Here is a 22741-nt window from a genome sequence, read left to right on the forward strand (position 1 = left end):
CGTAAGAATGTAATTATTATTATACGGATATGATAATCAGCGGAAAAGAGTTGTCGGCCCGGTTGAAGGCCGAGATGGCGGAGAAGGTGAAGGACTTTCCCGCGAAATACGGGCGTGTGCCGCATCTGGTGGTGATTCTCGTGGGCGAGGACCCCGCCAGCGTGAGTTATGTGACGGGCAAGGCCAAGGCTTCGGCCGAGGTGGGGATTCGCAACACGACGATCCGCAAGCCCGAGACGATCGCCGAGGAGGAGCTGCTCGGAATCATCGCCGGACTGAACGCCGACCCGGAGGTGGACGGGATTCTGGTGCAGTTGCCGCTGCCGAAGCATATCGACGAGGAGAAGGTGATCGCCGCCATCGACAAGGCGAAGGACGTGGACGGTTTCCATCCGCTCAATGTGGCGGCGTTGTGGCAGAAACAGCCCTGCACGCTGCCCTGCACGCCGAAGGGGATCGTCAAGATGCTGAAGGCCGCGGGCGTGGAGATCGCCGGCAAGCGAGCCGTGGTGGTCGGGCGCAGCAATATCGTGGGGCTGCCCGTTTCGAAACTGCTGCTGGACGAGAACGCCACGGTGACGGTGACGCACAGCCGGACGCGCGACCTCGGGGAGGTGACGCGCGGGGCGGAGATTCTGGTGGTGGCGATCGGGCGTCCGAAGTTCGTCACAGCCGACATGGTGTCCGAGGGCGCCGTGGTGATCGACGTGGGCGTGAACCGCGATCCGGAGACGGGACGGCTGTGCGGCGACGTCGATTTCGCTGCCGTGGAGCCGAAGGCCGCGGTCATTACGCCCGTGCCGGGCGGCGTCGGGCCGATGACGATCTGCTGCCTGATGGAGAATACGATCGAGTGTTTCCTGCGGCGCATGTAGCAGGTGCGCCTCTTTTGCCGTCCGCCCCGGATGACCTTCGCGTCGTCCGGGGCGGACGGTTTCATGCAGGCAGACGGCCGGAAATCCTCATATTTCGGTATTGCTCCGGGGACGGGAAAGACGTAAATTTGCGGAAAAAAGCGATATGGAAAAGATCCGACCCGACCTGTCCGAGGTTCCCGCCACCCTGCTCGTGCCCCTTTGGGCCCGTGCCGAAGAGCAGAAACGCGCCGATCCGCTCGTGCGCGACCCGAAATCGGCGGAGATTCTCCGTGCACTCGATTTCGATTTCGGCCGGTTCCGCGGAGGGTGGATGTCGCAACTGGGATGCTGCGTGCGGACGGCGATTCTCGACAGGGAGGTGCAGGCCTTTCTGTCGGACCGTCCCGGGGCCTCGGTGGTCAATCTGGGCTGCGGGCTCGATGCCCGGGAACTGCGCATGACGGGTTACGGCATGTGGTACGACCTCGACCTGCCCGAAGTGATCGGCCTGAGGGAGCGGTTTTTCCCCGATACGGAGCGCGTGCGGCGGATCGCCTGCTCGGTGCTGGATTTCGGATGGATGGACCGGATCGCCGCCGAAGGTCCGGTGCTGATCGTCGCCGAAGGGCTGTTCATGTATCTTTCGGGCGAGGAGGTCGAGGCGCTGCTCCGGGCATTGGGGCGGCGCTTTGCGGAAGCCGTGCTGCTGGTCGAGATGCTGGCTCCGCTGCTGGTCGGTCGCAACGGGATGCACGACACGGTGAAGGAGGCTGCCTTCAGGTGGTCGCTCCGCGACAGCCGCGATTTCGAACGGATGGCCGACCGTCTCCGGTTCGACCGGGAGTGGAGCTATTTCGACGAGGCGCGCCGCCGCTGGCGGTATCTGCGTCTCTTCCGCCGGATTCCGTGGTTCCGGCGTAACTTGAACAACCGGATCGTCCGGCTCCGTTTCGGTTGATACGGGGTACGGCGGTGACGAAACCGGCCCGGGGATGTTCCCGGGCCGGTTTTTTACAGTGTGCAGGTCGCCGTGAGCGTTTCGGGCGGCGGTGCGGCGGAATCCCGCCGCCGGATCATCGCGCGGTCCGTCGCCGGGTCGCCCGATCCGAAGTCGAATCCGTCGTACGTGACGAACCACACGGGCAGCGCGCCTTCGAACCCGAAACGGCCGTAGAAGCTGCGGAGCCATTCCTCGCCCGGCGTGGGGATCAGGAAAGCCGCGTCGTCGCCGCGTTCGTCGATCAGGCGCACGGCTTCGCCGAGCAGCCGTGCGGCGAGGCCGCGGCCCCGGAATGCGGGGTCGGTGGCCACGCCGTAGATGTAGGTCGTGCGGCCCAGTTCCGTGTCGAACGGCACGAGGTGGAGCATCGCCGCCGTGCGCCCTTCGCACTCGGCCGTGAGCATTCTCCGCCGGCTGTAATAGCGGATGAGGAAGGAGTCGATGAAGGACTCCTCGTCGCCGAAGGCCTTCTGCCACAACTCCTTGCATGCCAGTTCGTCGGGATGCAGGCGGATGGCCGTGAACTTGTGCTGGAGGAACGCCGGGTGGTAGGAGAGTTTGGCCTGCCGCAGGCCGTTGATGCCGAGGTCCTCCTCGCGGTTGATGAGCGTGAAGCGTCCGGGGAGGTGTTGCGCGAAGAGCTTGTTGATGACCGTGAAAGCCCCGTCGAACGAGGTGTCGGCCTTTTCGACGTGCGTGTCGAACGTATGGTCGTTCACCGCCGAACCGTAGGTGAAGGCGGCCAGGCGGTCGCCGACGTAGAGGCAGCCTCCGGTCAGCCCCAGCTCCCCGAAATGGCGAAACGCCAGGTGCATGGCCCGCTGCTCGGCGCATAGCTCCGAAGTGTGTCCTTCGTGCGCCCGGCGCCATTCGCGTTCGAGCGCCATGCATTCGTCGAAGCGGTCGGGCGTCAGCTCTTCGTAGCGGTGGTCGGGGTACTCGGCCGTGAAGCGGTTGATGTGGTTGCGCTTGGGCTGGTAGCGGCGTCCCGTGAGGTTGCGCAGGTCGTCGGCGCGGTACACGTAGTCCTCCAGCGCACGGTCCGATTCGAAGGCGAATTGCCCGGCGTGCATGCGGCGGATCGTTTCGCAGCCCTCGTCCGTGAGGCCGATGATCCGGAGCCGCTGCCCGTGGGCGTGGGCGTCCTCGCGCAGCAGGGGGACGATCGGACCGAAGTCGCCCTTGCCCACGGGCTGCATGTAGCCGATCCGTTCGCCGCCGTCGATATGGAACCGGATGACGAGGAACCCGTCGATTTCGGCCCATGCGCTGTGGTAAACCGACTGCCAGCAGAACATGTTGGCGAAGGCGAGGTCGCAGTTGCAGATGCCCGAAGGCATCGTATATCGCTCGATGACGGGGCGGTCTTCGAGCCGGATGGGCCGGAATTCAATCATGTACGGTGTAGTCTTTCTGTTCGATACGGGTGTAATACTGCTGCACCAGCGCCCGGAAGCGTCCGGGGAGGCTGTCGGCCGCGGAGACCGGCGGACCTTGCGTCTGCCGGTCGTCGGTGTCGTCGAACGAGACGATGCCCCGGTCGGTGAGGGCGCGGAAACGGCCGTCGTACGACACCGACCAGCGGGGCCGGCCGGGTTCGTTCAGCACGTCGCGTCCGAAGGCGAAATAGGGGGCGTCGTTGCCCGTGAGTCCCAGCAGCGTGGGCATGATGTCGAGCTGCTGCACGATGTCGTCCACCTCGCCCCGCAGGGCGCCGTCGGGCGTGTAGAGGAAACCGATGATGTGCATGTTGCCGGGATACTCCCGCGTGTCGGGCGCGAATTTTTCCGAGGAGACGTGGTCGGCCACGAAGACGAAGATCGTGCGGCGGAACCACGCTTCGCCGCCGAACCGTTCGAAGAAGCGCCGGAAGGCCATGTCGTCGTAGGCCACGCCCCGGTGGATTCTGGTGTAGCCCTTCGGAAGCGTCGCGGCGTACCGCTCGGGAACGACGAACGGATGGTGCGACGAGAGGGTGAACAGCGAGGCGAAGAAAGGTTCGTGTAAGGAGGCGAGCTCCTCGCCCGCGAATTGCAGGAACTCTTCGTCCCAGATGCCCCAGTAGCCGTCGAAGTCCCCCTTGCCGTGGCGCGCCTCGTAGTCTTCGCGGCTCACGAGGCGCTCGATCCCCGCCGAACGGGCGTAGGCGCCGAAGCCCATCGACCCGTGTTCCGAGCCGCAGAAGAAGACTGTCGAGTAGCCTTTGTCCGCAAGGATCGCGGGGAGCTGGCGGCTCGCGCCGAGCGATTGCGGCATCAGCACGAAGGGGGTGCGGAACGACGGGATGCTGCCCAGCACCGAGGGCATGGCCTGGATCGACCGCGTGCCGTTGGCGTACATGCGTCGGAAGCAGAGTCCGTTGCGCATCAGCGAATCGAGGAACGGCGTGAATCCTTTCTCGGGCCGGTCGGCATAGAGGTCGGGGCGCAGGTGGGCCGAGTGTTCGGCCGACATGCTCTCCATGATGAAAACCATGACGTTGCGCCCCGAAAGATCGACCGCCGCCGAGTCGGCGGGCATGTGTACGGGGGTGAACCACCGTCCGAGCTCTTCGGGCGGGAAGAATTTGCGGTAGCCGACGCCGCCCGCGCTGCCCACGGTGCGGAGGATGCAGAAGGGGTTGCTCAGGATGAGGTTCGCCTGCGCATTGTCCGAAGCGTAGAGCGTGGCGTTCGAGAGGGTGATCGGGCGCGTCATGCGGGTAAATCCGCCGCGTGCGCCTCCGATGCAGAGGCCGGCGGCGAGCAGGAGGATCGCCGTGCCGCCCGCGTAGTAGAGCCAGCCGCGGCGCAGGAGGCTCTCCTCGCGGACGCGGCGTCCGTAGCCCCACGCCAGCAGCGCCGTCAGCGCGAGCCACGCCAGCACCAGATACCAGTTCTCGGCCATGAACTTCCCGACGAGTTGCAGCGAATTGTCGTTGTCGGCGAAGAAGATCTCGTCGGCCGTGAAGCGTTTCTGCGTGTAGCGGAAATAGACCGCATCGGCGAGGTTCGCGGCCACGACGAACAGGCTGTTTACCGCGACGTAATAGCCGAAGAGCAGGTTGCGGTACCAGCGCCGTTCCCGCAGGTGCAGGGGCAGGAGCGACAGCAGGACGAACAGCCCGTCGGCATAGACCACCGAGGCCGTGTCGAAGAGCAGCGCCCCGCCGAGGAGCTGCCGCAGCCCGGTCTGCGGAAGGGCGCCGAGCTGGGCGGCGTTGTAGGCCCAGAACGCCGCGCGGCAGAGCATCAGCACGGCGTAGAGCAGGGCGATGCGCCGCAGAAGCATACCCGCCGGGGTGTGGAGCAGGCGTCGCATGGCGGGCTATTCGCAGGCTTTGAGCGACATGTCGAGCGAGCGAATCTGGTGCGTCAGCGCGCCGACCGAGATGAAATCGACGCCGCATTCGGCGTATCGGCGCATCGTCTCGAGGGTGATGCCGCCGCTCGACTCCGTTTCGCAGCGTCCGGCGACCTTCTCGACCGCGAGGCGTGTCATTTCGGGGGTGAAGTTGTCGAACATGATGCGGTCCACGCCTCCGGCTGCGAAAACTTCGTCGATGTCCTCCAGCGAACGGACCTCGCATTCGATGGGCAGTTGCTTGCCGTGTGCGGCGAGGTACTCGCGGACGCCGAGAATGGCTTTCCGGATGCCGCCGGCGAAGTCGATGTGGTTGTCCTTCAGGAGAATCATGTCGAACAGCCCCATGCGGTGATTCTCGCCGCCGCCCAGCTTGACGGCCATCTTGTCCAGCACGCGCATTCCGGGCGTGGTCTTGCGCGTGTCGAGCACGCGGGTGCGGAGCCCTTCGAGCTGTTTGACATAGACGGCCGTCTGCGTCGCCACGCCGCTCATGCGCTGCATGATGTTGAGCAGGATGCGTTCGGCCTGCAGGAGCGACCGCAGGCGTCCCGAGACGTAGAACGCCACGTCGCCGGGCGCGACGCGGTCGCCGTCGCGGAGAATCTGTTCGAAACGCATTTCCGGATCGAGGCGTTGCAGCACCAGTTGCGCGATCTCGATTCCGGCGATCGTGCCCTCCTGTTTGCACAGCAGGCGCATCCGGCCGTGTTCGCCGGCGGGAATGCACGCGAGCGACGTGTGGTCGCCGTCGCCGATGTCCTCTTTGATGCAGAGCTCGATGAGCTCGTCCACGAAAGGTTTGTATTCGGGTATCATGACATTTGTTTATTTGAGTTTTCTCGTTCCTTCGAACTCCGCCTTGTGGTTCAGGCGGTAGTCCGTGTTCTTGCAGATGAAGGCGATGCGCAGCCTGTTCGAGTCGTCGGTGAGTGTGCACTCGAACTCTTCGATCACGAAGTCGGGGCGCGGCAGGTCGCCGATCTCGGGGACGATTCCGTCGTTCCCGATGCCGTAGATGGTCGTCTCGCCCGCTTCGGACCGGGAGGCCAGCCGGGGGAAGACGATGGTCTTGCTGGGTTCGTGCGGGCTCGTGGAGAATTTCACGTCTTTCATCGTCAGCGAAATGCTCTTGTCCGGCTGTTCGGTGAGCAGGCACTCGATGCCGGTGTCTTCGAGCGTGGGCTGACCCGTCGAGGCGTCCGTCACGCGCAGCGAGCAGACGTAGGCCCCGGCATCGGGCGTGAACTCCTCGTCGTCGTTGCAGGCTGCGAGGAGAAGGGGCGTGAGGAGCAGAATCAGGAATTTCTTCATGGTCGTTCAGTTGTTGATGTGAATGTTCAGGGTGATGCCCAGCGTGCGGGGACGTCCGCACTGGACGAATTCGTTGCCCACGGACTTGAAATAGAAGACGTCGTAGGATGTGCCGGCGAGGTTGCGGCCCCAGAGACCGATCGAATAGCGGGCGTGTTCGAGGCGCACCGAGGCGTCGAGGAGCGCGTAGAAGGGCTGCGACAGCGAATTGGCTTCGTTCCACCAGATGCGTCCCGTGCCGCGGACGCCGGCTTGCAGCACGAGGTCGCCCAGCCAGGCGACGCCCGTGGGGAGCGTCCAGACCGCCCGGGCCGAGAAGGTGTGCTGCGGAGCGTAGGGGATGCGGTTGCCGCCGAAGTCCTCCTGCCCGTCGTCGTAGCGGACGAAGCGGGCGTCGGTGTAGCCGTAGGAGGTGTCGATGCCGAGGTTGCGCCACGGCGTGAACCGGACGGCGGCTTCGGCTCCGAAGCTGCGCGTGCGGCCCGCGTTGGTCATCAGGCGGCCCGTGGTCGAACCTTCGGGGAAGACGGTGAGCTGCTGGTTGCGGCAGTCGATCCAGAACAGGGCGAAATCGCCCCGCACGGCCCCCTCCATGCAGGAAAAGTGGCCGCCCAGCTCGTAGTTCCAGCTCTGTTCGGGCTCGTAGGTCACCACGTCGTCCACGTCGTACGTGCGGCCGAAACCCATGGCCGCGGTCATCTCCTGCTGGAGCACGTCGGAGAACATCTGGGTGTTGAACCCGCCGGCCTTGTAGCCTTTGGAGACCGTCAGGTAGAGGTTGCGCACCTCGTCGAAGGCGTAGAGGACGCAGAAGCGGGGCAGCAGCTCCGCGAAGGTGCGTTCGAGCCGCCCCGCGACCTCGATGGGTTTGTTCAGCGAGGTCGAAACGCCGGTGCGGCGGTCCGTGGCGGTGTAGTTGGCGACGGTCCGGCTGTCGTAGCGCAGCCGCGTGTGTTCGACGTCGAGACGCAGCCCGGCGGCGAGATGCCAGCGGCCGAGGGTGCAGGCGGATTCGTGGTAGAGGGCGCCCCCTGCGGCGGGGATGCGGAAGCGGCTTGCCAGCGGCAGTTCCGTGTCGTCCCACGAATAGGTGTAGAGCCCGTCGTGGGCGTTGGCGTTGGCCAGGATCAGCTCCTCGATGCCGGTCTGTTTGAAGACCACCGGGGCGGACATCGTCGCATGGCGGTAGAAGCCGAAGACCCCGAAGAGCCAGCGGTAGGAACGGTCGTCGCGGGAGCGGAAAACGAGGTCCTCGGTCAGGGCGTGTTCCGTGCGGGCCTGCCGGAGCGTGAAGTAGGAGAGCGGCAGAAAGTCCTGGTCGAGCGTCATCGCGTCGTCGGAGTACTGGTACGAGGTGATCGACGAGACGGAGAAGGCCGCGGCGTCGTAGCGGAGCGTGAGGCCGTCGCTCAGAGTCGTGCGGCGGTAGCCCGAAGGGTCGTTGTAGCGGATCTCGCCGGGCCGGATGACGGTCTGTCCGTCGCGGACGATCTCCTCGCCGGCATAGGCGTAGGGATAGCCTCCCTGTTCGAGCACCGAGAAGGAGAGGGAGTTGTCGAGGCGCAGCCCCTTGCCGTTGCGCCACTGCGTGCGCCAGCGGCCGCCGCCGAACCGTTCCCAGTCGCATTTGCGGCCCGTCGCGAGGTTCTCGAAAAAGCCTCCGGCACGGGTGTAGTAACCCGAGACGGCCGTGCCCAGCCCGGGTGCGAGTTTCTCGTAGAGCGAAGCCCGGAAACGGTAGCTGTCGCCGCTGCCGTATTCGGCCGTGAGGCGCACGCCCTGCCAGTCGAGCGGCGAGAGGGTGTAGATGTTGATGACGCCGCCCATCGTGTTGCGGCCGTAGAGGGTCGATTGGGGCCCGCGCAGAACCTCGATGCGTTCGACTTCGGCCAGTTCCGTGTCGAAGTTGTCCTTGTTCATCACCGGCACGTTGTCGATGTTCAGCCCCACGACCGGCTGGTCGATGCGTGCGCCCAGTCCGCGGACGTAGATCGACGAAGTCATGCGCGACCCGTAGTCGGGGATATGGAGGTTGGGCACGTTCTGCGACAGATCCCCGAGCGCGACGACGCGGTCGCGCCCGATGGCGCGGCTGCCGATGATCGACGAGGCGACGGGCTGCGAGCGCAGCACCATGCCCTGCTTGATGGCCGTGACCTGCACCTTGTCCACGACGATCACCGTGTCGGCCGCCTCCGTATCGGGGGCCGGCGAAGGGCTTTTCACGGCGTGCGCCGCGGCCGGAAGGGCCGGGAGCAGCAGCAATATGGACAGCAACCTGTAACGCATGATCCGCAAATGGGTCGATCGGGGGTACAAAGTAACGGTTTTATTTTGGTTGCTGCAATCCTAATTTGTGAGGAGACCGTTTTTTCGGGCGGTCACATGTCGTCCGTCGGAGCGTAACCCTCCGTCAGCGCATAGACGACCAGCCCCGCGACGGAGCGGATGCCGAGTTTCTCCATGATGTTGCGGCGATGGGAGATGACGGTCGTCAGGCCGATTCCCAGCCGTTGAGCGATCTGTTTGTTCAGCAGCCCTTCGGCGATGAGCGTCAGCACTTCGGCCTCACGGTCCGAGAGCGTCTGCGCGGCGTGCGGCGGTGCGGTCAGGGCGTGCTCGGGGCGCCGGGCGCTGCGCTGGAGGCGGAGCAGGGAGCTGACGAGCCGCTCTTCGGCGGTGCGGACGTCGAGACAGTGCATTCCCCGTGCGGCCAGATGGGGCTCGCCCGACGAGAGAACGATCGTCTTGTGGCGGCGTTCGCGGAAGAAGGCGGCGTGGGCGACGAAGAGGCGGGCGGTGACGAAGTAGTGGAAGAAGCGCTCCGGGCCGGCGGCCTCGAAGTCCCGGAACGAGCCGAAGAGTTCGGTCTCGGCCGCCGGGGCTACCTTTTCGAGGATCGACCTCAGTCCGATGGCCGTCAGGACGTTGGGGGAGAGGATCGCTATGGCGGGAACTTGTCGCATGACGGTCATTCGTGGTGGTAGGGTTCGTTGCGCAGGATCGTGAAGGCGCGGTAGATCTGTTCGGCGAAGATCGCACGGACGATCTGGTGCGAGAAGGTCATGCGCGAGAGCGAGATGCGGGCGTCGGCTCGGGCATAGACCGCCTCGGAGAAGCCGTAGGGACCGCCGATGACCAGCACGAGACGTTTCGGCCCGCTGTTGAGGCGTTTCTGGAGCCAGAGGGCGAACTCCACCGAGCGGAACTCCTCGCCCCGTTCGTCGAGCAGCGCGACGAAATCGCCCTCGGCCGTCTGGCGCAGGATCGCCTCGCCCTCGGCCGCGGCCTGCTGACGGGGCGTGAGCTTGCGCGTGTTGCGCACGTCGGGAAGCGTCGTGACGGAGAACTTGCAGTAGAAGTTCACCCGCCGGGCGTACATTTCGACCAGCGCGGCGACCTCCTTCGAGTCGGTCTTTCCTATGGCGAGCAGTTCGATGGTCATGGTTTTCCGTTTTGCGTGTCGGGAGGGGAGGATGCGCCGGCCTCCTTTACAGAGCGGCGTTTCGGAGCCGGGCCCCGCGCGTTCCGCCCGTCCGCACGGGGCCCCGCCGGATCAGAGGTCCGTGTTCCATTCGCCGTCGGCGTCGCCGTAGATCACCGGACGCGACGGTTCGACCGACCTGAGCCATTCGTAGGCCTTATACATATTGTATCCGTTGCCCGAGGGGCTGCCCAGGTCGTAGGCCACCACGCAGGTGAAGTTGCGCGAACGGTAGTACATGGCCCGGACCCGCTCGAGGTACTCGTCGGCCAGTGCGGGGTCGTTCGAGGGCGTACCGCCCACGCGGCGGTCGTCGCGCCGCTCGGGGGCGTCGATGGCGGCCCGGTCGATCACGTAGAGTCCCGTCCGGTCGCAGAGGTCGTAGAACCACGCCGGCTGAGGGAAGTCGGGGCAGACGGTGTTCTTGCCCTGCGCCTTGAGCGCTTTCAGCTCGGCGAGGGTCGTCTCGGGATCGGCCGCGGCGTTGTAGGAGGCGCGGACGAGCTGCAACTCCCTGCCCAGCCGCATCGGGCGGCCCTCCTCCAGTTCGGTCCGGCCGAATCCGATCCGCAGGGGCATGTACTCCTTGTAAACGCCGTCGCGGCGCGTGAAGAGCATCACCTTGTAAAGGGGCGGCGTCTTGCCGCCGGCCTTCCACTCGTTGTCGTAGGAGCCGTAGATGAAGGGGCTGAAACGCACCGTATCGACCGAACGGCCCGGGATCGAGACTTCGCGCATGTTGAAGTCGAGCAACTTGCCCTGCGGCGAGTAGATGTCGTATCCGACGGTCACCTTCTCGTCGTAGTTGAAGGCGTTCTGGGCGACGATGGCCAGCTCCAGGACGCCGAACCTGCGGGTCGAGTCGGGCACGAGGGCGATCTCGAAGTCGCGGATCGAACGTTTGTTCTGGTAGTAGAGGTAGCTGTTCGCGAAGGCTTCGCGCCGGGGCGTCGCGGGGTTGATCTGCGGCGTCGCGCTCGGGCGCAGGACCAGGCGGATGTCGTTGGCTCCCTGCCGGATGTAGGGCGAGACGGCGAACTCGGCGGGTGTCGCGGGATCCTCGACTTCGGCCACGGGGCGGTCGTTGATCCAGAGCGAGTAGGCCGATCCGACGTTCTCCAGGTGGAGGTAGATCACCCCGTCGGTCCAGGCGTAGGGAATGTCGAGGGTCGCGCCCGATACGGCCATGTCGCCGGCCGCGGCCATCTGCCGCGGCGAGAAGGCGAGGTAGTAGCCGCCCGCCTCGCGGTTGCGGGCCTCGGCGTCGCGGCGCGTATCGTAGGGAATGACCTCGGTGCGGTGAATGCGTCCCGCCTCGTCGATTCTCACGGCGGAGGATTCCCCGTAGTCCTGCGCCGCTGCGGCCAGCGCCGAGAGGGCGAGGGCCGCTGTCGTTATCGTTCGTTTCATCGGAGTCCGGATTCGGTTCGTGAGTACGTGCAAAGGTACTTTTTTTTTGCCAAATCGCAAATTATGGCTAACTTTGTCAATTCGGAAAAATACCCTGAAACAGGATTAAAACAGATAATATGAAAACGCAGAGAATCGTAGAAATTCTGAAGTCCGGAGCCGTGGACTCCGACGTGGTGGTCAAAGGCTGGGTGCGTACCAAGCGCGGAAACAAGAACGTGGCCTTCATTGCCCTGAACGACGGGTCGTGCGTTGCGAACATACAGGTGGTGGTCGATTTGCAGAAGATCGCCGAAGAGCGGCTCAAACCCGTGACCACGGGGGCCTGCATCCGTGTGGACGGCCGGCTTGTGGCCTCGCCCGGCTCGGGGCAGGGCGTCGAGGTGCAGGCTTCGGACATCGAGATCTACGGCACGGCCGATCCCGACAGCTACCCCCTGCAGAAGAAGGGCCACTCGCTGGAGTTCCTGCGCGACATCGCCTACCTGCGTCCGCGCACCAACACCTTCGGCGCCGTGCTCCGCATCCGTCACGCCATGGCCTACGCCATCCACGAGTATTTCAACCGGAACGGCTTCTACTATTTCCACACCCCGATCATCACCGCTTCGGACTGCGAAGGCGCCGGGGCCATGTTCCAGGTGACGACGCTCGATTTGAACGATGTCCCCCGCAATGCCGAGGGAGAGGTGGACTACACGAAGGACTTCTTCGGCAAGTCGTGCAATCTCACGGTGTCGGGACAGCTCGAGGGCGAGCTGGGCGCGCTGTCGCTGGGACGCATCTACACCTTCGGTCCCACGTTCCGCGCCGAGAACTCCAATACGCCGCGCCATGCGTCGGAGTTCTGGATGATCGAGCCCGAGGCGGCGTTCTACGACCTGGAGGACAACATGGAGCTGGCCGAGGACTTCCTCAAGTACCTGATCCGCTATGCGCTGGAGCACTGCCGCGAGGACCTCGAGTTCATGAACAAGATGTGGAATCCGGGGCTGCTGGAGCGGCTGGGCTTCGTGCTGGAGAACGACTTCAAGCGCCTCGACTACACCGAAGGCATCGAAATACTGAAGGCTTCGGGCCGCAAGTTCGAATTTCCCTGCGACTGGGGCTGCGACCTGCAGTCGGAGCACGAGCGTTACCTCGTGGAGGAGCACTTCAAGCGTCCGGTCATCCTGATCAACTACCCGAAGGATATCAAGGCCTTCTACATGAAACAGAACGACGACGGCCGCACGGTACGCGCTATGGACGTATTGTTCCCCGGAATCGGCGAAATCATCGGCGGTTCGGAGCGCGAGGCCGATTACGGCAAGCTTCATGCACGGGTCGCCGAATTAGGCATGAGCGAGAAGGAACTCTGGTGGTATCTCGACACCCGCCGCTGGGGATCGGCTCCCCACTCGGGCTTCGGGCTGGGCTTCGACCGGCTGCTGCTCTTCGTGACGGGCATGACCAACATCCGTGACGTGCAGCCTTTCCCGCGCACGCCGCAGCATGCCGATTTTTAAGACGGACACCCGAACGATGAAGAGACCAGATTGGAATGAACGACCGCACGGCGGGGCTTCCGACGGTTCGGCCCGGCGAACGGCGATTGTGAAATTCTAAATTTGGACCCATTATGGCTATCAATCAGAAACAGGTACTTTCCCTTCAGCAGAAACTCTCTCCGCAGCAGATCCAGATGATCAAGCTGCTGGAACTGCCCGCCGTGCAGCTCGAACAGCGCATTAAGCAGGAGATCGAGGAGAACATCGTGCTGGAGGAAGAGGAGCATGCCTCCGACGAGGAGGAGCAGCCCCAGCAGATCTCCGTGGACGAATACCTGCGCGAGGACGACACGCCTTCGTACAAGAGCCGCATCAACAACTATTCGAAGGACGACAAGCAGCGGCCGGTCTATCTCACCGAAGGACGTTCGCTGCCGGAGTACCTGCTCGAGCAGTTGGGCTATCGCAATCTCTCGGAGCGCGACATGAAGCTGGCGACCTACCTCGTCGGGAGCATCGACGAGGACGGTTATCTGCGCCGCGACCTGGAATCGGTGGCCGACGACATCGCCTTCACGGTGGGCATCGAGACCTCGGCCGGAGAGCTGGAGCGGCTGCTCGGGATCATTCACGAACTGGAGCCCGCGGGCATCGGCGCGCGCGATCTGAGGGAGTGTCTGCTCCTGCAGATGGCTCAGCAGCCGATGGACACCCGCCCCAAGCGGCTGGCGCGGAAGATTCTGACGAACTATTTCGACGAGTTCGTCAAGAAGCATTACGAGAAGCTCATGTCGCGGTTGCAGATTTCGGAGGACGACTTCCGGGACGCGATCGCCGAGATCAAGCGCCTCTCGCCCAAGCCCGGCAACCTTTATGTCGAGGGCGGAACCGACACGACGCCCTATATCGTGCCGGACTTCCTGCTCGACTACCAGGACGGGCATTTCCAGTTGTCGCTCAACTCCTACAACGTGCCCGAGGTGCGCATCAACCGCCGCTATATGGACATGATCCGGGAGATGGTCGGCTCGGGCGGGCTGGTCCGCGAGAAGGACCGGGAGGCGGTGCAGTTCGTCAAGAGCAAGATCGACTCGGCGAAGTGGTTCATTTCGGCCATCAAGCAGCGGCACGATACGCTGATGCGCACGATGCAGACCATTCTGGACTACCAGCAGGAGTATTTCAAGGACGGGGACAAGTCCAAGCTGCGGCCGATGATCCTCAAGGACATCGCCGACCGCACGGGGCTCGACGTCTCGACCATTTCGCGCGTGGTGAACAGCAAGTACGTGCAGACGCAGTTCGGGATCATCCTGCTTAAGTCGCTCTTCTCGGAGGCGATGCAGACCGATTCGGGCGAGGAGGTGTCGAGCTACGAGATCAAGAACATCCTGCAGGAGTGCATCGACGAGGAGGACAAGCGCAAGCCGCTCACGGACGAGACGCTGATGGACATTCTCAACGCGAAGGGCTACCGCATCGCCCGCCGCACGGTGGCCAAATACCGCGAGATGCTCGGCATTCCGGTCGCGCGGCTGCGCAAACAGATATGAGTATGAACGGGCGGGAAGACCGCCTGCGGAGAATTTTCACGGACGACGGCGCACCGCGGCGCGCCGGAAGACATAAACCGAATCCGGAATGAATTACACGAAACTTTCGAACGGCATATCGTGGGTCCTGCATCCGTTCGTGCTGCCGGTCTATATGATCGTGCTGCTGCTGACGGCCACGACCTTCGCGCTTTACCCCGCCAACGTGAAATTCTACCTGCTGTGGGTGGTCGTGCTCTATGCGGTCATCATTCCCGTCCTGGCGCTCGGGGTGCTGCGGTCGCTGGGGCGCATCTCCGATTTCCGGGTCGATGACCGGCGCGAGCGGCTGCTGCCGCTGCTGGTCGGGACGGTCTGCTACGTGTTGTGCGCCGTCACGATCTCCAAGATTCCTTCGGTGGTCTTCCTGCGGAAGTTCATGGTCGCGGCGGCCTGCTGCGAGGCGATGTGCTTCGCGGTCTCCCTGCGGTGGAAGATCAGCCTGCACCTGACAGGCATGGGGGCTGCCGTGGCGCTGCTGGTGGTGATGAACGTCGCAGGCGTGGGGCACATGCTCCTGCCGCTGACGATCGCCCTGCTCGGAGCGGGGGCGCTGGCCTCGGCGCGGCTCTACCTCGGCTGTCACAACGGGCGGCAGGTGCTGGCCGGTTTCGGCGGCGGGTTCGTCGTGGCGACGCTGGCGATGCTCTTTCTCTGACCCGGGAGGTGCGTTTCGGCCGTGCCCGTCGTTTCCGCCGGGAAGCGGAAGCCGGGTCGGCGGACTTCTGGAAAAACGGTTCACCCCTGTCGCAATTCGATTGCGGCAGGAGTGAATTCCGTTTCGGAGAGCGCTTTCTCGGGGATCCGGTGGCGGCGTGCGTCAGACGCAACCCTGGGCGAGCATGGCGTTCGCCACCTTCATGAAGCCGCCGATATTGGCCCCCACGACGTAGTTGATATACCCGTCCGGCTCCGTGCCGTACTGCACGCAGACCGCGTGGATATTGCGCATGATCGCGTGCAGCCGGGCATCCACCTCCTCGGGCGTCCATGCGAGGCGCATCGAGTTCTGGCACATTTCGAGTCCCGAGGTGGCCACGCCGCCGGCGTTGGCCGCCTTGCCCGGGGCGTAGAGCAGGCGGTGCTGCTGGAAGAGGCGGATCGCCTCGGGCGTCGAGGGCATGTTGGCCCCTTCGGCCACGCACCGGCAGCCGTTGCCGACGAGTTTGCGGGCATCCTCGCCGTCCAGCTCGTTCTGCGTGGCGCACGGCATGGCGATGTCGCACTTCTCGCCCCACGGACGCTCGCCGGGGTGATAGACGGCCGACGGATAGCGGTCGGCGTACTCCCGGATGCGGCCGCGGAAGATGTTCTTCAGTTCCATCACGTAGTCGAGCTTCTCGGGCGTGATGCCGTCGGGGTCGAATATGTAGCCCGACGAATCGGAGAGCGTCACGACTTTGGCTCCCAGCGCCGTGGCCTTCTGGCAGGCGTATTGGGCGACGTTGCCCGAACCCGAAACGGCCACGGTCTTGCCTTCGAACGAATCGCCGCGTGCGGCGAGCATCTCCTGGGCGAAGTAGCAGACGCCGTAGCCCGTGGCCTCGGGGCGCAGAGGGCTGCCGCCCCAGTCGCGGCCCTTGCCCGTGAGCGTGCCGGTGAACTCGTCGCGCAGCCGCTTGTACTGGCCGAAGAGGAAGCCGATCTCCCGGCCGCCCACGCCGATGTCGCCCGCCGGGACGTCGGTGTCCTGTCCGATGTGGCGCTGCAACTCGGTCATGAACGACTGGCAGAACTTCATCACCTCGTTGTCCGACTTGCCCTTCGGATCGAAGTCCGATCCGCCCTTGCCGCCGCCCATCGGGAGGGTCGTGAGGCTGTTCTTGAAGGTCTGCTCGAAGGCCAGGAACTTGAGGATCGAGAGGTTCACCGAGGGGTGGAAGCGGATGCCGCCCTTGTAGGGGCCGATGGCGCTGTTCATCTGCACGCGGTAGCCGCGGTTGATCTCGATCTCCCCTTTGTCGTTGAGCCACGGTACGCGGAAGATGACGACGCGTTCGGGTTCGGCGATGCGTTCGAGAATCTTCATCTTCTGCAATACGGGGCTCGCCACGATGTGCGGGGCCAGCGATTCGACCACCTCGCGGACGGCCTGGTGGAACTCCGCCTCGCCCGGGTTGCGGGCGATGAGCCGGGCCATGAAATCTTCGACATACTGTCTGGCTTGTTCGTTCATAGGCGTGATATTGTGTGATTCGTGTGATTTCCGACCCTAAAAATACGACATTCGGCGCTATTGTGCAACTTCTTTAAAAATTTCGTAAATATTTTACATATCTGTTCCGGCCCTGTTGCTTACGGTCCGGGAGTTGTGCGGGGACGGAGCCGTGCAACCGTAACGAAAAATGACGGATTCGCCGCGAATCCGTCATCTGGAATTTTTTTGAAAATTTTTCCGGCCTTTCGGCCGTCGGGCTATTTCTTGAACGAAAATCCGATGTAGAGGTTCTTATAGTTGGCCAGCAGTGCCGAAGCGGCCTCCAGCGAGGCGGCCTGACTGCTGACGTCCTTCGCCAGTTCGAGCAGTTTGGTGACGGGGAAGAGCAGTTGCAGTTCCGAGCCGGAGACGTAGGCGCGTCCCGAAACGGCGCCGATCTTCTCGAGTTTCTCGTCGGAGGGGCGCACCGAGACGGTGTGGCTCCCGGCGTCGTATTCGTAGGAGCCCGTGAGTTTCTGCTTGCCGAATGCGGCGGTGAATCCGCCTTCCCTGTCGAATGTGACGGTGCTGCTGCCCGGCTGGATACCCGCGGCCAGGTAGAGTTTGGCGAGCTGTTCCGAAATGGCGGGGACGAGCAGCGCGGCCCCGAGGTCCGCGGCGGCCTCCTCGCCCTCGAACCGCACGCCCGGGGCCGAATAGGTCCATGTGCCGGGCAGGGCGTATTGCGTCAGTTTGCCGTCCGTGGCCTTGTCGCCGACGGCGGTGGCGGCCTGTTTGAGGGCCTCCTGCCAGTTCTGCGCCGCGGCCGTGCCGCCGGCGAGCAGCAGCAGGAACAGCGGGAATACGATCCGTTTTTTCATCGTTCGTTCGTTTTTGGGTTTCAGGATAGGGTGTCGAGTTCTTTCAGCCATGCTTCGGCCGCGGCGTCGGAGGGCATCCGCCAGTCGCCGCGCGGCGAGAGGGTCACCGTGCCGACTTTCGGGCCGTCGGGCATGGCCGAGCGCTTGAACTGCTGCGAGAAGAAGCGGCGGATGAAGACCCCGAGCCATTTGCGGACCGCGGCCGCATCGTGGCTTCCGGCGAAGGCCCGCTCGGCCAGATAGCACAGTTTCGCCGGGCCGTATCCCGCGCGCAGGAAGTAGTAGAGGAAGAAGTCGTGCAGTTCGTAGGGACCCACGAGGTCTTCGGTGCGCTGGGCGATCGAGCCGTCGGCTTCGGCAGGCAGCAGTTCGGGGCTGACGGGCGTATCGAGTATGTCGAGCAGCGTGGCGCGCGTCGCGCCGTCCTCCGCGGTGTCGGCGACCCATCGGACCAGATGGCGCACGAGGGTCTTGGGAACCGAGGCGTTCACGCCGTACATGGACATCTGGTCGCCGTTGTAGGTGGCCCAGCCCAGCGCGAGTTCCGACAGATCGCCCGTGCCGACCACCAGACCGCCCTCCATGTTGGCCACGTCCATCAGAATTTGCGTCCGTTCGCGGGCCTGGGCATTTTCGTAGGCCGCCGAACGGTCCTCGGGCGGCAGGCCGATGTCGCGGAAGTGTTGCAGACAGGCGTCGCGGATCGGTATTTCGCGCACCGTGACGCCCAGTCCGCGCATCAGTTGCAGGGCGTTGCGGTAGGTGCGGTCCGTCGTGCCGAAGCCCGGCATGGTGATTCCGAGGATGCCCTGCCGGTCGAGCCCCAGGAAGTCGAACGCACGGACAGCGACGAGCAGGGCGAGGGTCGAATCCAGTCCGCCCGAAATGCCGATGACGGCTTTCTGGCAGCGCGTGTGGCGGAGCCGCCGGGCCAGTCCGTGCGACTGAATGCGAAACACCTCCTCGCAGCGTTCGCTGCGGCGGCGCTCGTCTCGGGGTACGAACGGCATCGGGTCGATGTCGCGGTCGAGCGCCGCGGCACGCAGCCCTTCGGGAACCTCCATTTCGATCACGGTGAGCTCCGGGGCCGCTTCGGCCTGCCGGAACGAGGTGTTGCGGCGGCGTTCGAATTCCAGCCGCTGGAGGTCCACATCGGCCACGACGAGCTGTTCGTCGGCCGAGAAGCGCTCCGCCTCGCGCAGGATCCGTCCGTTCTCGGCGATCAGGGCGTTTCCGGTGAAGACCAGGTCGGTCGAGGATTCGCCGAAGCCCGCCGAGCAATAGACGTAGGCCGAGAGCGTCCGTGCCGACTGCTGGGAGACGAGCTGCCGCAGGTAGTCGTGCTTGCCGACGACCTCGGGCGAAGCCGAGAGGTTGAAGATCACCTTCGCGCCGCCCGCCGCGAGGAGCGACGAGGGCGGAACGGCGGCCCAGAGGTCCTCGCAGATCTCGATGCCGAACTCCGCGCCGTTCACCTCGAAGGTGAGATCCGTGCCGAAGTCCGCCGACTGGCCCGCCACGTCGATCCGTTCGCCGGAGATACCGGCTCCCGAGGCGAACCAGCGGGGTTCGTAGAACTCGGAGTAGCCGGGAATGACGCTCTTGGGAACGACGCCCAGCACGCGTCCCTGCGTGAAGACCGCGGCGCAGTTGTAGAGCGTCGTGCCGTGGCGCAGCGGGAGACCGGCGATGAGCGTGAGCGGAAGTTTGCGCGTCGCGCGGACGAGCCGTCCGAACGCTTCGTCCGCGGCGTCGAGCAGCGTAGATTGCAGCAGCAGGTCGCCGCACGTGTAGCCCGTGACGCCGAGTTCGGGGAACACCGCGATCTCGACGCCTCGCTGCGCGGCCTCTTCGGCCAAAGCGGCCATGCGCTCCGTATTGTAGTCGCAGTCGCCGACGCCGAGATGCGGGACGGCCGCCGCGACCTTCAGGAATCCGAAAGCATCCATAGGATTTGTTCCGTGTTTAGCGCGCCCAAAGCTGCGCCAGATTCAGGATGACCTGCCGGGCCTTGCGCATCGTGTCGAGCGAGCAGTATTCGAATTTGCCGTGGAAATTCATGCCTCCGGTGAACAGGTTCGGACACGGCAGCCCCATGAACGAGAGGCGCGCGCCGTCCGTGCCGCCGCGGATGGGCCTCACGAGCGGCTTCACGCCGGCCTGTTTCATCGCTTCGAGGGCCTTTTCGATCACCTGGGGGTGCGGCTCGACCATCTTGCGCATGTTGAAATACTGGTCCTTGAGCGTGAGCGTCAGCACGCCGTCGCCGTATTTCTTCTTCAGCAGGTCCACGCAGCTCCAGAGGAACACCTTCTTCTGTTCGAACCTGTCGGCGTCGTGGTCGCGGACGATGTAGCTCACCGCGGCCCGTTCGACCGTGCCGTTCACGCCGACGCAGTGGTAGAATCCCTCGTATCCTTCGGTGTACTGGGGCCGCTGTTCGGCCGGAAGCAGGGTCTGCAACTCGCAGGCCACGTCGAGGGCGTTGATCATCTTCCCCTTGGCGTAGCCCGGGTGGACGTTGCGGCCCTGGATGTCGATCCGGGCGCTCGCGGCGTTGAAGTTCTCGTACTCCAGCTCGCCCTCCATGCCGCCGTCCACGGTGTAGGCGAAGTCGGCACCGAACGCCGCGACGTCGAAGTGATCGACGCCGCGCCCCACCTCTTCGTCGGGCGTGAATCCGATGCGGATCTTGCCGTGTTCGACCTCGGGATGCGTCATGAGGTATTCCGCGGCGCTCATGATCTCCGCCACGCCCGCCTTGTCGTCGGCCCCGAGCAGCGTCGTGCCGTCGGTGTGGATCAGCGTGTGGCCCTTGAAGAACGCCAGCTCGGGGAACTCCGCGACGCGCATCGTGAGCTGTCCGTTGAGGACGATGTCGCCGCCGTCGTACTCCTCGATGACGCGTGGCCGGACGTCCTTGCCGCTCATGTCGGGCGAGGTGTCCACATGGGCGATGAAGCCGATGACCGGAGCGTTCCCGCATCCGGGCGTCGCGGGGATCGTGCCCATCACATAGCCGTATCGGTCCATCGTCACTTCGGTCATGCCGAGTGCCTCCATCTCGTCGCGCAGGACGCCGAGCAGCACCTTCTGCTTTTCGGTCGAGGGAAAGGTCGCGCTCTCCTCCGACGACTGCGTGTCGTAGGAGACGTATTTCAGAAATCGTTCCTTGAGTTCCATATCGTGTCTTTTTAGATGTTACTCCTCTTTCTTGGCCCGCAGGGTGTGCCATGCGAAGTAGCCGATCAGGGCGATGTACATGGCGAGCCCGGTCCATTCGGCCGCGTTCGAGGCGGCCCAGCGTGCGAGATACCAGTCCACCTCGCAGAATTTCAGCACGGCGCTCACCACGCCCATCAGCGCGCCGCCGGCGATGAATCCCGAGGCGATGAGCGTGCCGCGGTCGAAGCGCGCCTTGTTCAGCGCGCCGTCCTTCGAGCGGTTCGAGACGAACCATGCCACCAGGCCGCCGACGACCAGCGGGGCGTTCAGTTCCATCGGGATGAACATGCCCAGCGCGAAGGCCAGGGCCGGAACCCCGATCGCGGTGAGCGTCAGCGCCAGCGCGGCGCCGCAGAAATAGAGCATCCACGGGGTCTGCCCTCCGGTCATGAGCGGTTGCAGCACGGCGGCCATGGCGTTGGCCTGCGGGGCGACGAGCGCCCCTTCACCCACGAAACCGTAGGATTTGTTGAGCACGATCATCACGCCGGCGACCGTGGCGGCCGAAACCAGCGTGCCGAGGAATTTCCAGGTCTCCTGCTTCCGGGGCGTCGTGCCGAGCCAGTAGCCGATCTTGAGGTCCGTGACGAAGCCGCCGGCCATCGAGAGAGCCGTGCAGACCACGCCGCCGATGACCAGCGCGGCGGTCATGCCCGTCGTGCCGCTCAGCCCGACGCTCACCAGCACGAGCGACGAGAGAATGAGCGTCATGAGCGTCATGCCCGACACGGGGTTCGTGCCGACGATGGCGATGGCGTTGGCCGCGACGGTGGTGAAGAGGAACGAGATGACGAAGACGATCAGCAGCGCCGTGACGGACTGCACCCAGCCGTCCAGCAGGCCGAAATGGAAGAAGACGAAGACCGCGAGCAGCGTGGCGACGAGAATCGTCAGCACGCGCTTCATCGTGAGGTCGCGCTGCGTGCGCTGCGTATCGCCACCTCCCGTCGTCTTGCCGCCGCCGAACTCCGAGACGGCCAGCCCCACGGCCTGACGGATGATTTTCGACTGGCGGACGATGCCGATGATCCCGGCCATGGCGATGCCGCCGATACCGATGGGCTTGCCGATGAAGGCGAAGAGGTTCTCGGCCGTGAAGAGGCTCTCGGGATGCGCGAGCAGTTCGGGGTTCGTCACGCCCAGCAGCGAAGCCATCGCCGCGGGGTCGATCGCTTCGGCCAGCGACCCCGCGACGGGCACGAGGACGAACCACACGAGGCACGAACCGGCGGTGATGATCATGGCGTATTTGAGTCCGATAATGTAGCCCAGACCCAGCACGGCGGCCGAGGTGTTGAGGCCGAAGACCACCTTGAACTTGTCGGCGGCGACCTGTCCCCACGTGCAGATGCGTGTCGAGACGGACTCGGTCCAGAGCCCGAAGGTCCCGACGACGAAGTCGTACAGACCGCCCACGAGGCCCGCCACGGCCAGCAGGCGGGCCTGGTCGCCGCCCTTCTCGCCCGAGACCAGCACCTCGGTGGTGGCCGTCGCTTCGGGGAAGGGATACTTGCCGTGCATCTCCTTGACGAAGTATTTGCGGAAGGGGATGAGCAGCACGATGCCCAGCAGGCCGCCGAAGAGCGACGAGAGGAACACCTGCCAGAAGGCGGCGTCGAGGCCGAGGATGTAGAGCGCCGGAAGGGTGAAGATCGCTCCGGCGACGATCACGCCCGACGAGGCGCCGATCGACTGGATGATGACGTTCTGTCCCAGCATGTTCTTCTTGCCCAGCACCGTGCCCATGCCTACGGCGATGATGGCGATCGGGATGGCGGCTTCGAACACCTGGCCGACCTTGAGGCCGAGGAACGCGGCGGCGGCCGAGAAGACGACGGCCATTGCGACGCCCATGAGGACCGAATAGGGGGTTACCTCCGTCGGCGACGAGGCGGCGGGCATCAGGGGACGGTACTCCTCGCCCGGTTTGAGCTCCCGGTAGGCGTTCTCGGGCAGCGAAGTCTGAGGTTTCTGCTCTTCCATGTATCGAATCTCTATGAGTTGGTGTG

The 22741-nt window shown here is 64.5% G+C and carries 18 protein-coding genes; 5 read left to right on the forward strand and 13 right to left on the reverse strand.

The annotated features are described in order from the left end of the window. Positions 1-29: 29 nt before the first annotated feature. Complete coding sequence (gene folD / locus FME97_RS09110; protein ID WP_141429182.1) at positions 30-875, forward strand: bifunctional methylenetetrahydrofolate dehydrogenase/methenyltetrahydrofolate cyclohydrolase FolD; 846 nt, start codon at positions 30-32, stop codon at positions 873-875. Positions 876-1020: 145 nt separating this feature from the next. Next, positions 1021-1815, forward strand: a complete 795-nt coding sequence (locus tag FME97_RS09115) for a class I SAM-dependent methyltransferase (RefSeq protein ID WP_141429184.1) — start codon at positions 1021-1023, stop codon at positions 1813-1815. A 53-nt stretch (positions 1816-1868) separates the two neighbouring features. Here the strand turns inward: FME97_RS09115 and FME97_RS09120 are convergent, their stop codons facing one another. From FME97_RS09120 to FME97_RS09155, 8 genes are all read right to left on the reverse strand, one after another. After that, positions 1869-3254 (reverse strand): GNAT family N-acetyltransferase, encoded by a 1386-nt coding sequence (locus FME97_RS09120; RefSeq protein WP_141429185.1) that lies wholly within the window; start codon positions 3252-3254, stop codon positions 1869-1871. After that, positions 3247-5157, reverse strand: a complete 1911-nt coding sequence (locus tag FME97_RS09125) for an LTA synthase family protein (protein ID WP_141429187.1) — start codon at positions 5155-5157, stop codon at positions 3247-3249. The genes FME97_RS09120 and FME97_RS09125 overlap by 8 nt, the downstream gene beginning before the upstream one ends. A gap of 6 nt (positions 5158-5163) precedes the next feature. Continuing rightward, on the reverse strand, positions 5164-6018 hold the full coding sequence (gene nadC / locus FME97_RS09130; protein WP_141429189.1) for a carboxylating nicotinate-nucleotide diphosphorylase: 855 nt from the start codon (positions 6016-6018) through the stop codon (positions 5164-5166). 9 nt (positions 6019-6027) lie between these two features. Beyond that, positions 6028-6513 carry a hypothetical protein gene (locus FME97_RS09135; RefSeq protein WP_141429191.1) on the reverse strand — a complete coding sequence of 162 codons (486 nt, stop codon included), beginning with the start codon at positions 6511-6513 and terminating at the stop codon, positions 6028-6030. A 6-nt stretch (positions 6514-6519) separates the two neighbouring features. Next, the gene (locus FME97_RS09140) at positions 6520-8802 is read right to left on the reverse strand and encodes a TonB-dependent receptor (protein ID WP_141430001.1); all 2283 of its coding nucleotides are present in this window, start codon (positions 8800-8802) and stop codon (positions 6520-6522) included. 92 nt (positions 8803-8894) lie between these two features. Then, positions 8895-9488 (reverse strand): helix-turn-helix transcriptional regulator, encoded by a 594-nt coding sequence (locus FME97_RS09145; RefSeq protein ID WP_394344253.1) that lies wholly within the window; start codon positions 9486-9488, stop codon positions 8895-8897. Further along, positions 9485-9958: a 23S rRNA (pseudouridine(1915)-N(3))-methyltransferase RlmH gene (gene rlmH, locus FME97_RS09150; protein WP_141429193.1), complete on the reverse strand. Its 474-nt coding sequence runs from the start codon at positions 9956-9958 to the stop codon at positions 9485-9487. The genes FME97_RS09145 and rlmH overlap by 4 nt, the downstream gene beginning before the upstream one ends. Positions 9959-10069: 111 nt before the next feature. Then, entirely contained in the window at positions 10070-11407 is a 1338-nt protein-coding gene (locus FME97_RS09155) for a glycoside hydrolase family 2 TIM barrel-domain containing protein (RefSeq protein ID WP_141429195.1), read from the reverse strand. Positions 11408-11526: 119 nt separating this feature from the next. On the opposite strand from FME97_RS09155, the gene asnS reads away from it, so the two are divergent. The 3 genes from asnS (at position 11527) to FME97_RS09170 (ending at position 15147) form a co-directional block, all read left to right on the forward strand. Then, entirely contained in the window at positions 11527-12915 is a 1389-nt protein-coding gene (asnS, locus tag FME97_RS09160; RefSeq protein WP_141429196.1) for an asparagine--tRNA ligase, read from the forward strand. 113 nt (positions 12916-13028) lie between these two features. Further along, positions 13029-14450: an RNA polymerase factor sigma-54 gene (gene rpoN / locus FME97_RS09165; RefSeq protein WP_141429198.1), complete on the forward strand. Its 1422-nt coding sequence runs from the start codon at positions 13029-13031 to the stop codon at positions 14448-14450. A gap of 88 nt (positions 14451-14538) precedes the next feature. Continuing rightward, a complete protein-coding gene (locus FME97_RS09170; RefSeq protein ID WP_141429200.1) occupies positions 14539-15147 on the forward strand; it encodes a hypothetical protein in 609 nt (202 codons plus the stop codon). Between the two features lie 162 nt (positions 15148-15309). Here the strand turns inward: FME97_RS09170 and gdhA are convergent, their stop codons facing one another. The 5 genes from gdhA to FME97_RS09195 all read right to left on the reverse strand — a co-directional run bounded on the left by gdhA (position 15310) and on the right by FME97_RS09195 (position 22715). Further along, entirely contained in the window at positions 15310-16665 is a 1356-nt protein-coding gene (gene gdhA, locus FME97_RS09175; RefSeq protein ID WP_141429201.1) for an NADP-specific glutamate dehydrogenase, read from the reverse strand. A 239-nt stretch (positions 16666-16904) separates the two neighbouring features. After that, positions 16905-17507: a lipocalin-like domain-containing protein gene (locus tag FME97_RS09180; RefSeq protein WP_141429203.1), complete on the reverse strand. Its 603-nt coding sequence runs from the start codon at positions 17505-17507 to the stop codon at positions 16905-16907. Between the two features lie 20 nt (positions 17508-17527). Beyond that, complete coding sequence (locus FME97_RS09185) at positions 17528-19456, reverse strand: NAD(+) synthase (protein WP_141429205.1); 1929 nt, start codon at positions 19454-19456, stop codon at positions 17528-17530. 16 nt (positions 19457-19472) lie between these two features. Further along, positions 19473-20690, reverse strand: a complete 1218-nt coding sequence (pepT, locus tag FME97_RS09190) for a peptidase T (protein ID WP_141429207.1) — start codon at positions 20688-20690, stop codon at positions 19473-19475. Positions 20691-20708: 18 nt separating this feature from the next. Then, complete coding sequence (locus tag FME97_RS09195; RefSeq protein ID WP_141429209.1) at positions 20709-22715, reverse strand: OPT family oligopeptide transporter; 2007 nt, start codon at positions 22713-22715, stop codon at positions 20709-20711. Between the last annotated feature and the right edge of the window lie 26 nt (positions 22716-22741).

Origin of the sequence: Alistipes dispar (assembly GCF_006542685.1) — a bacterium.
Lineage (GTDB): Bacteria > Bacteroidota > Bacteroidia > Bacteroidales > Rikenellaceae > Alistipes > Alistipes dispar.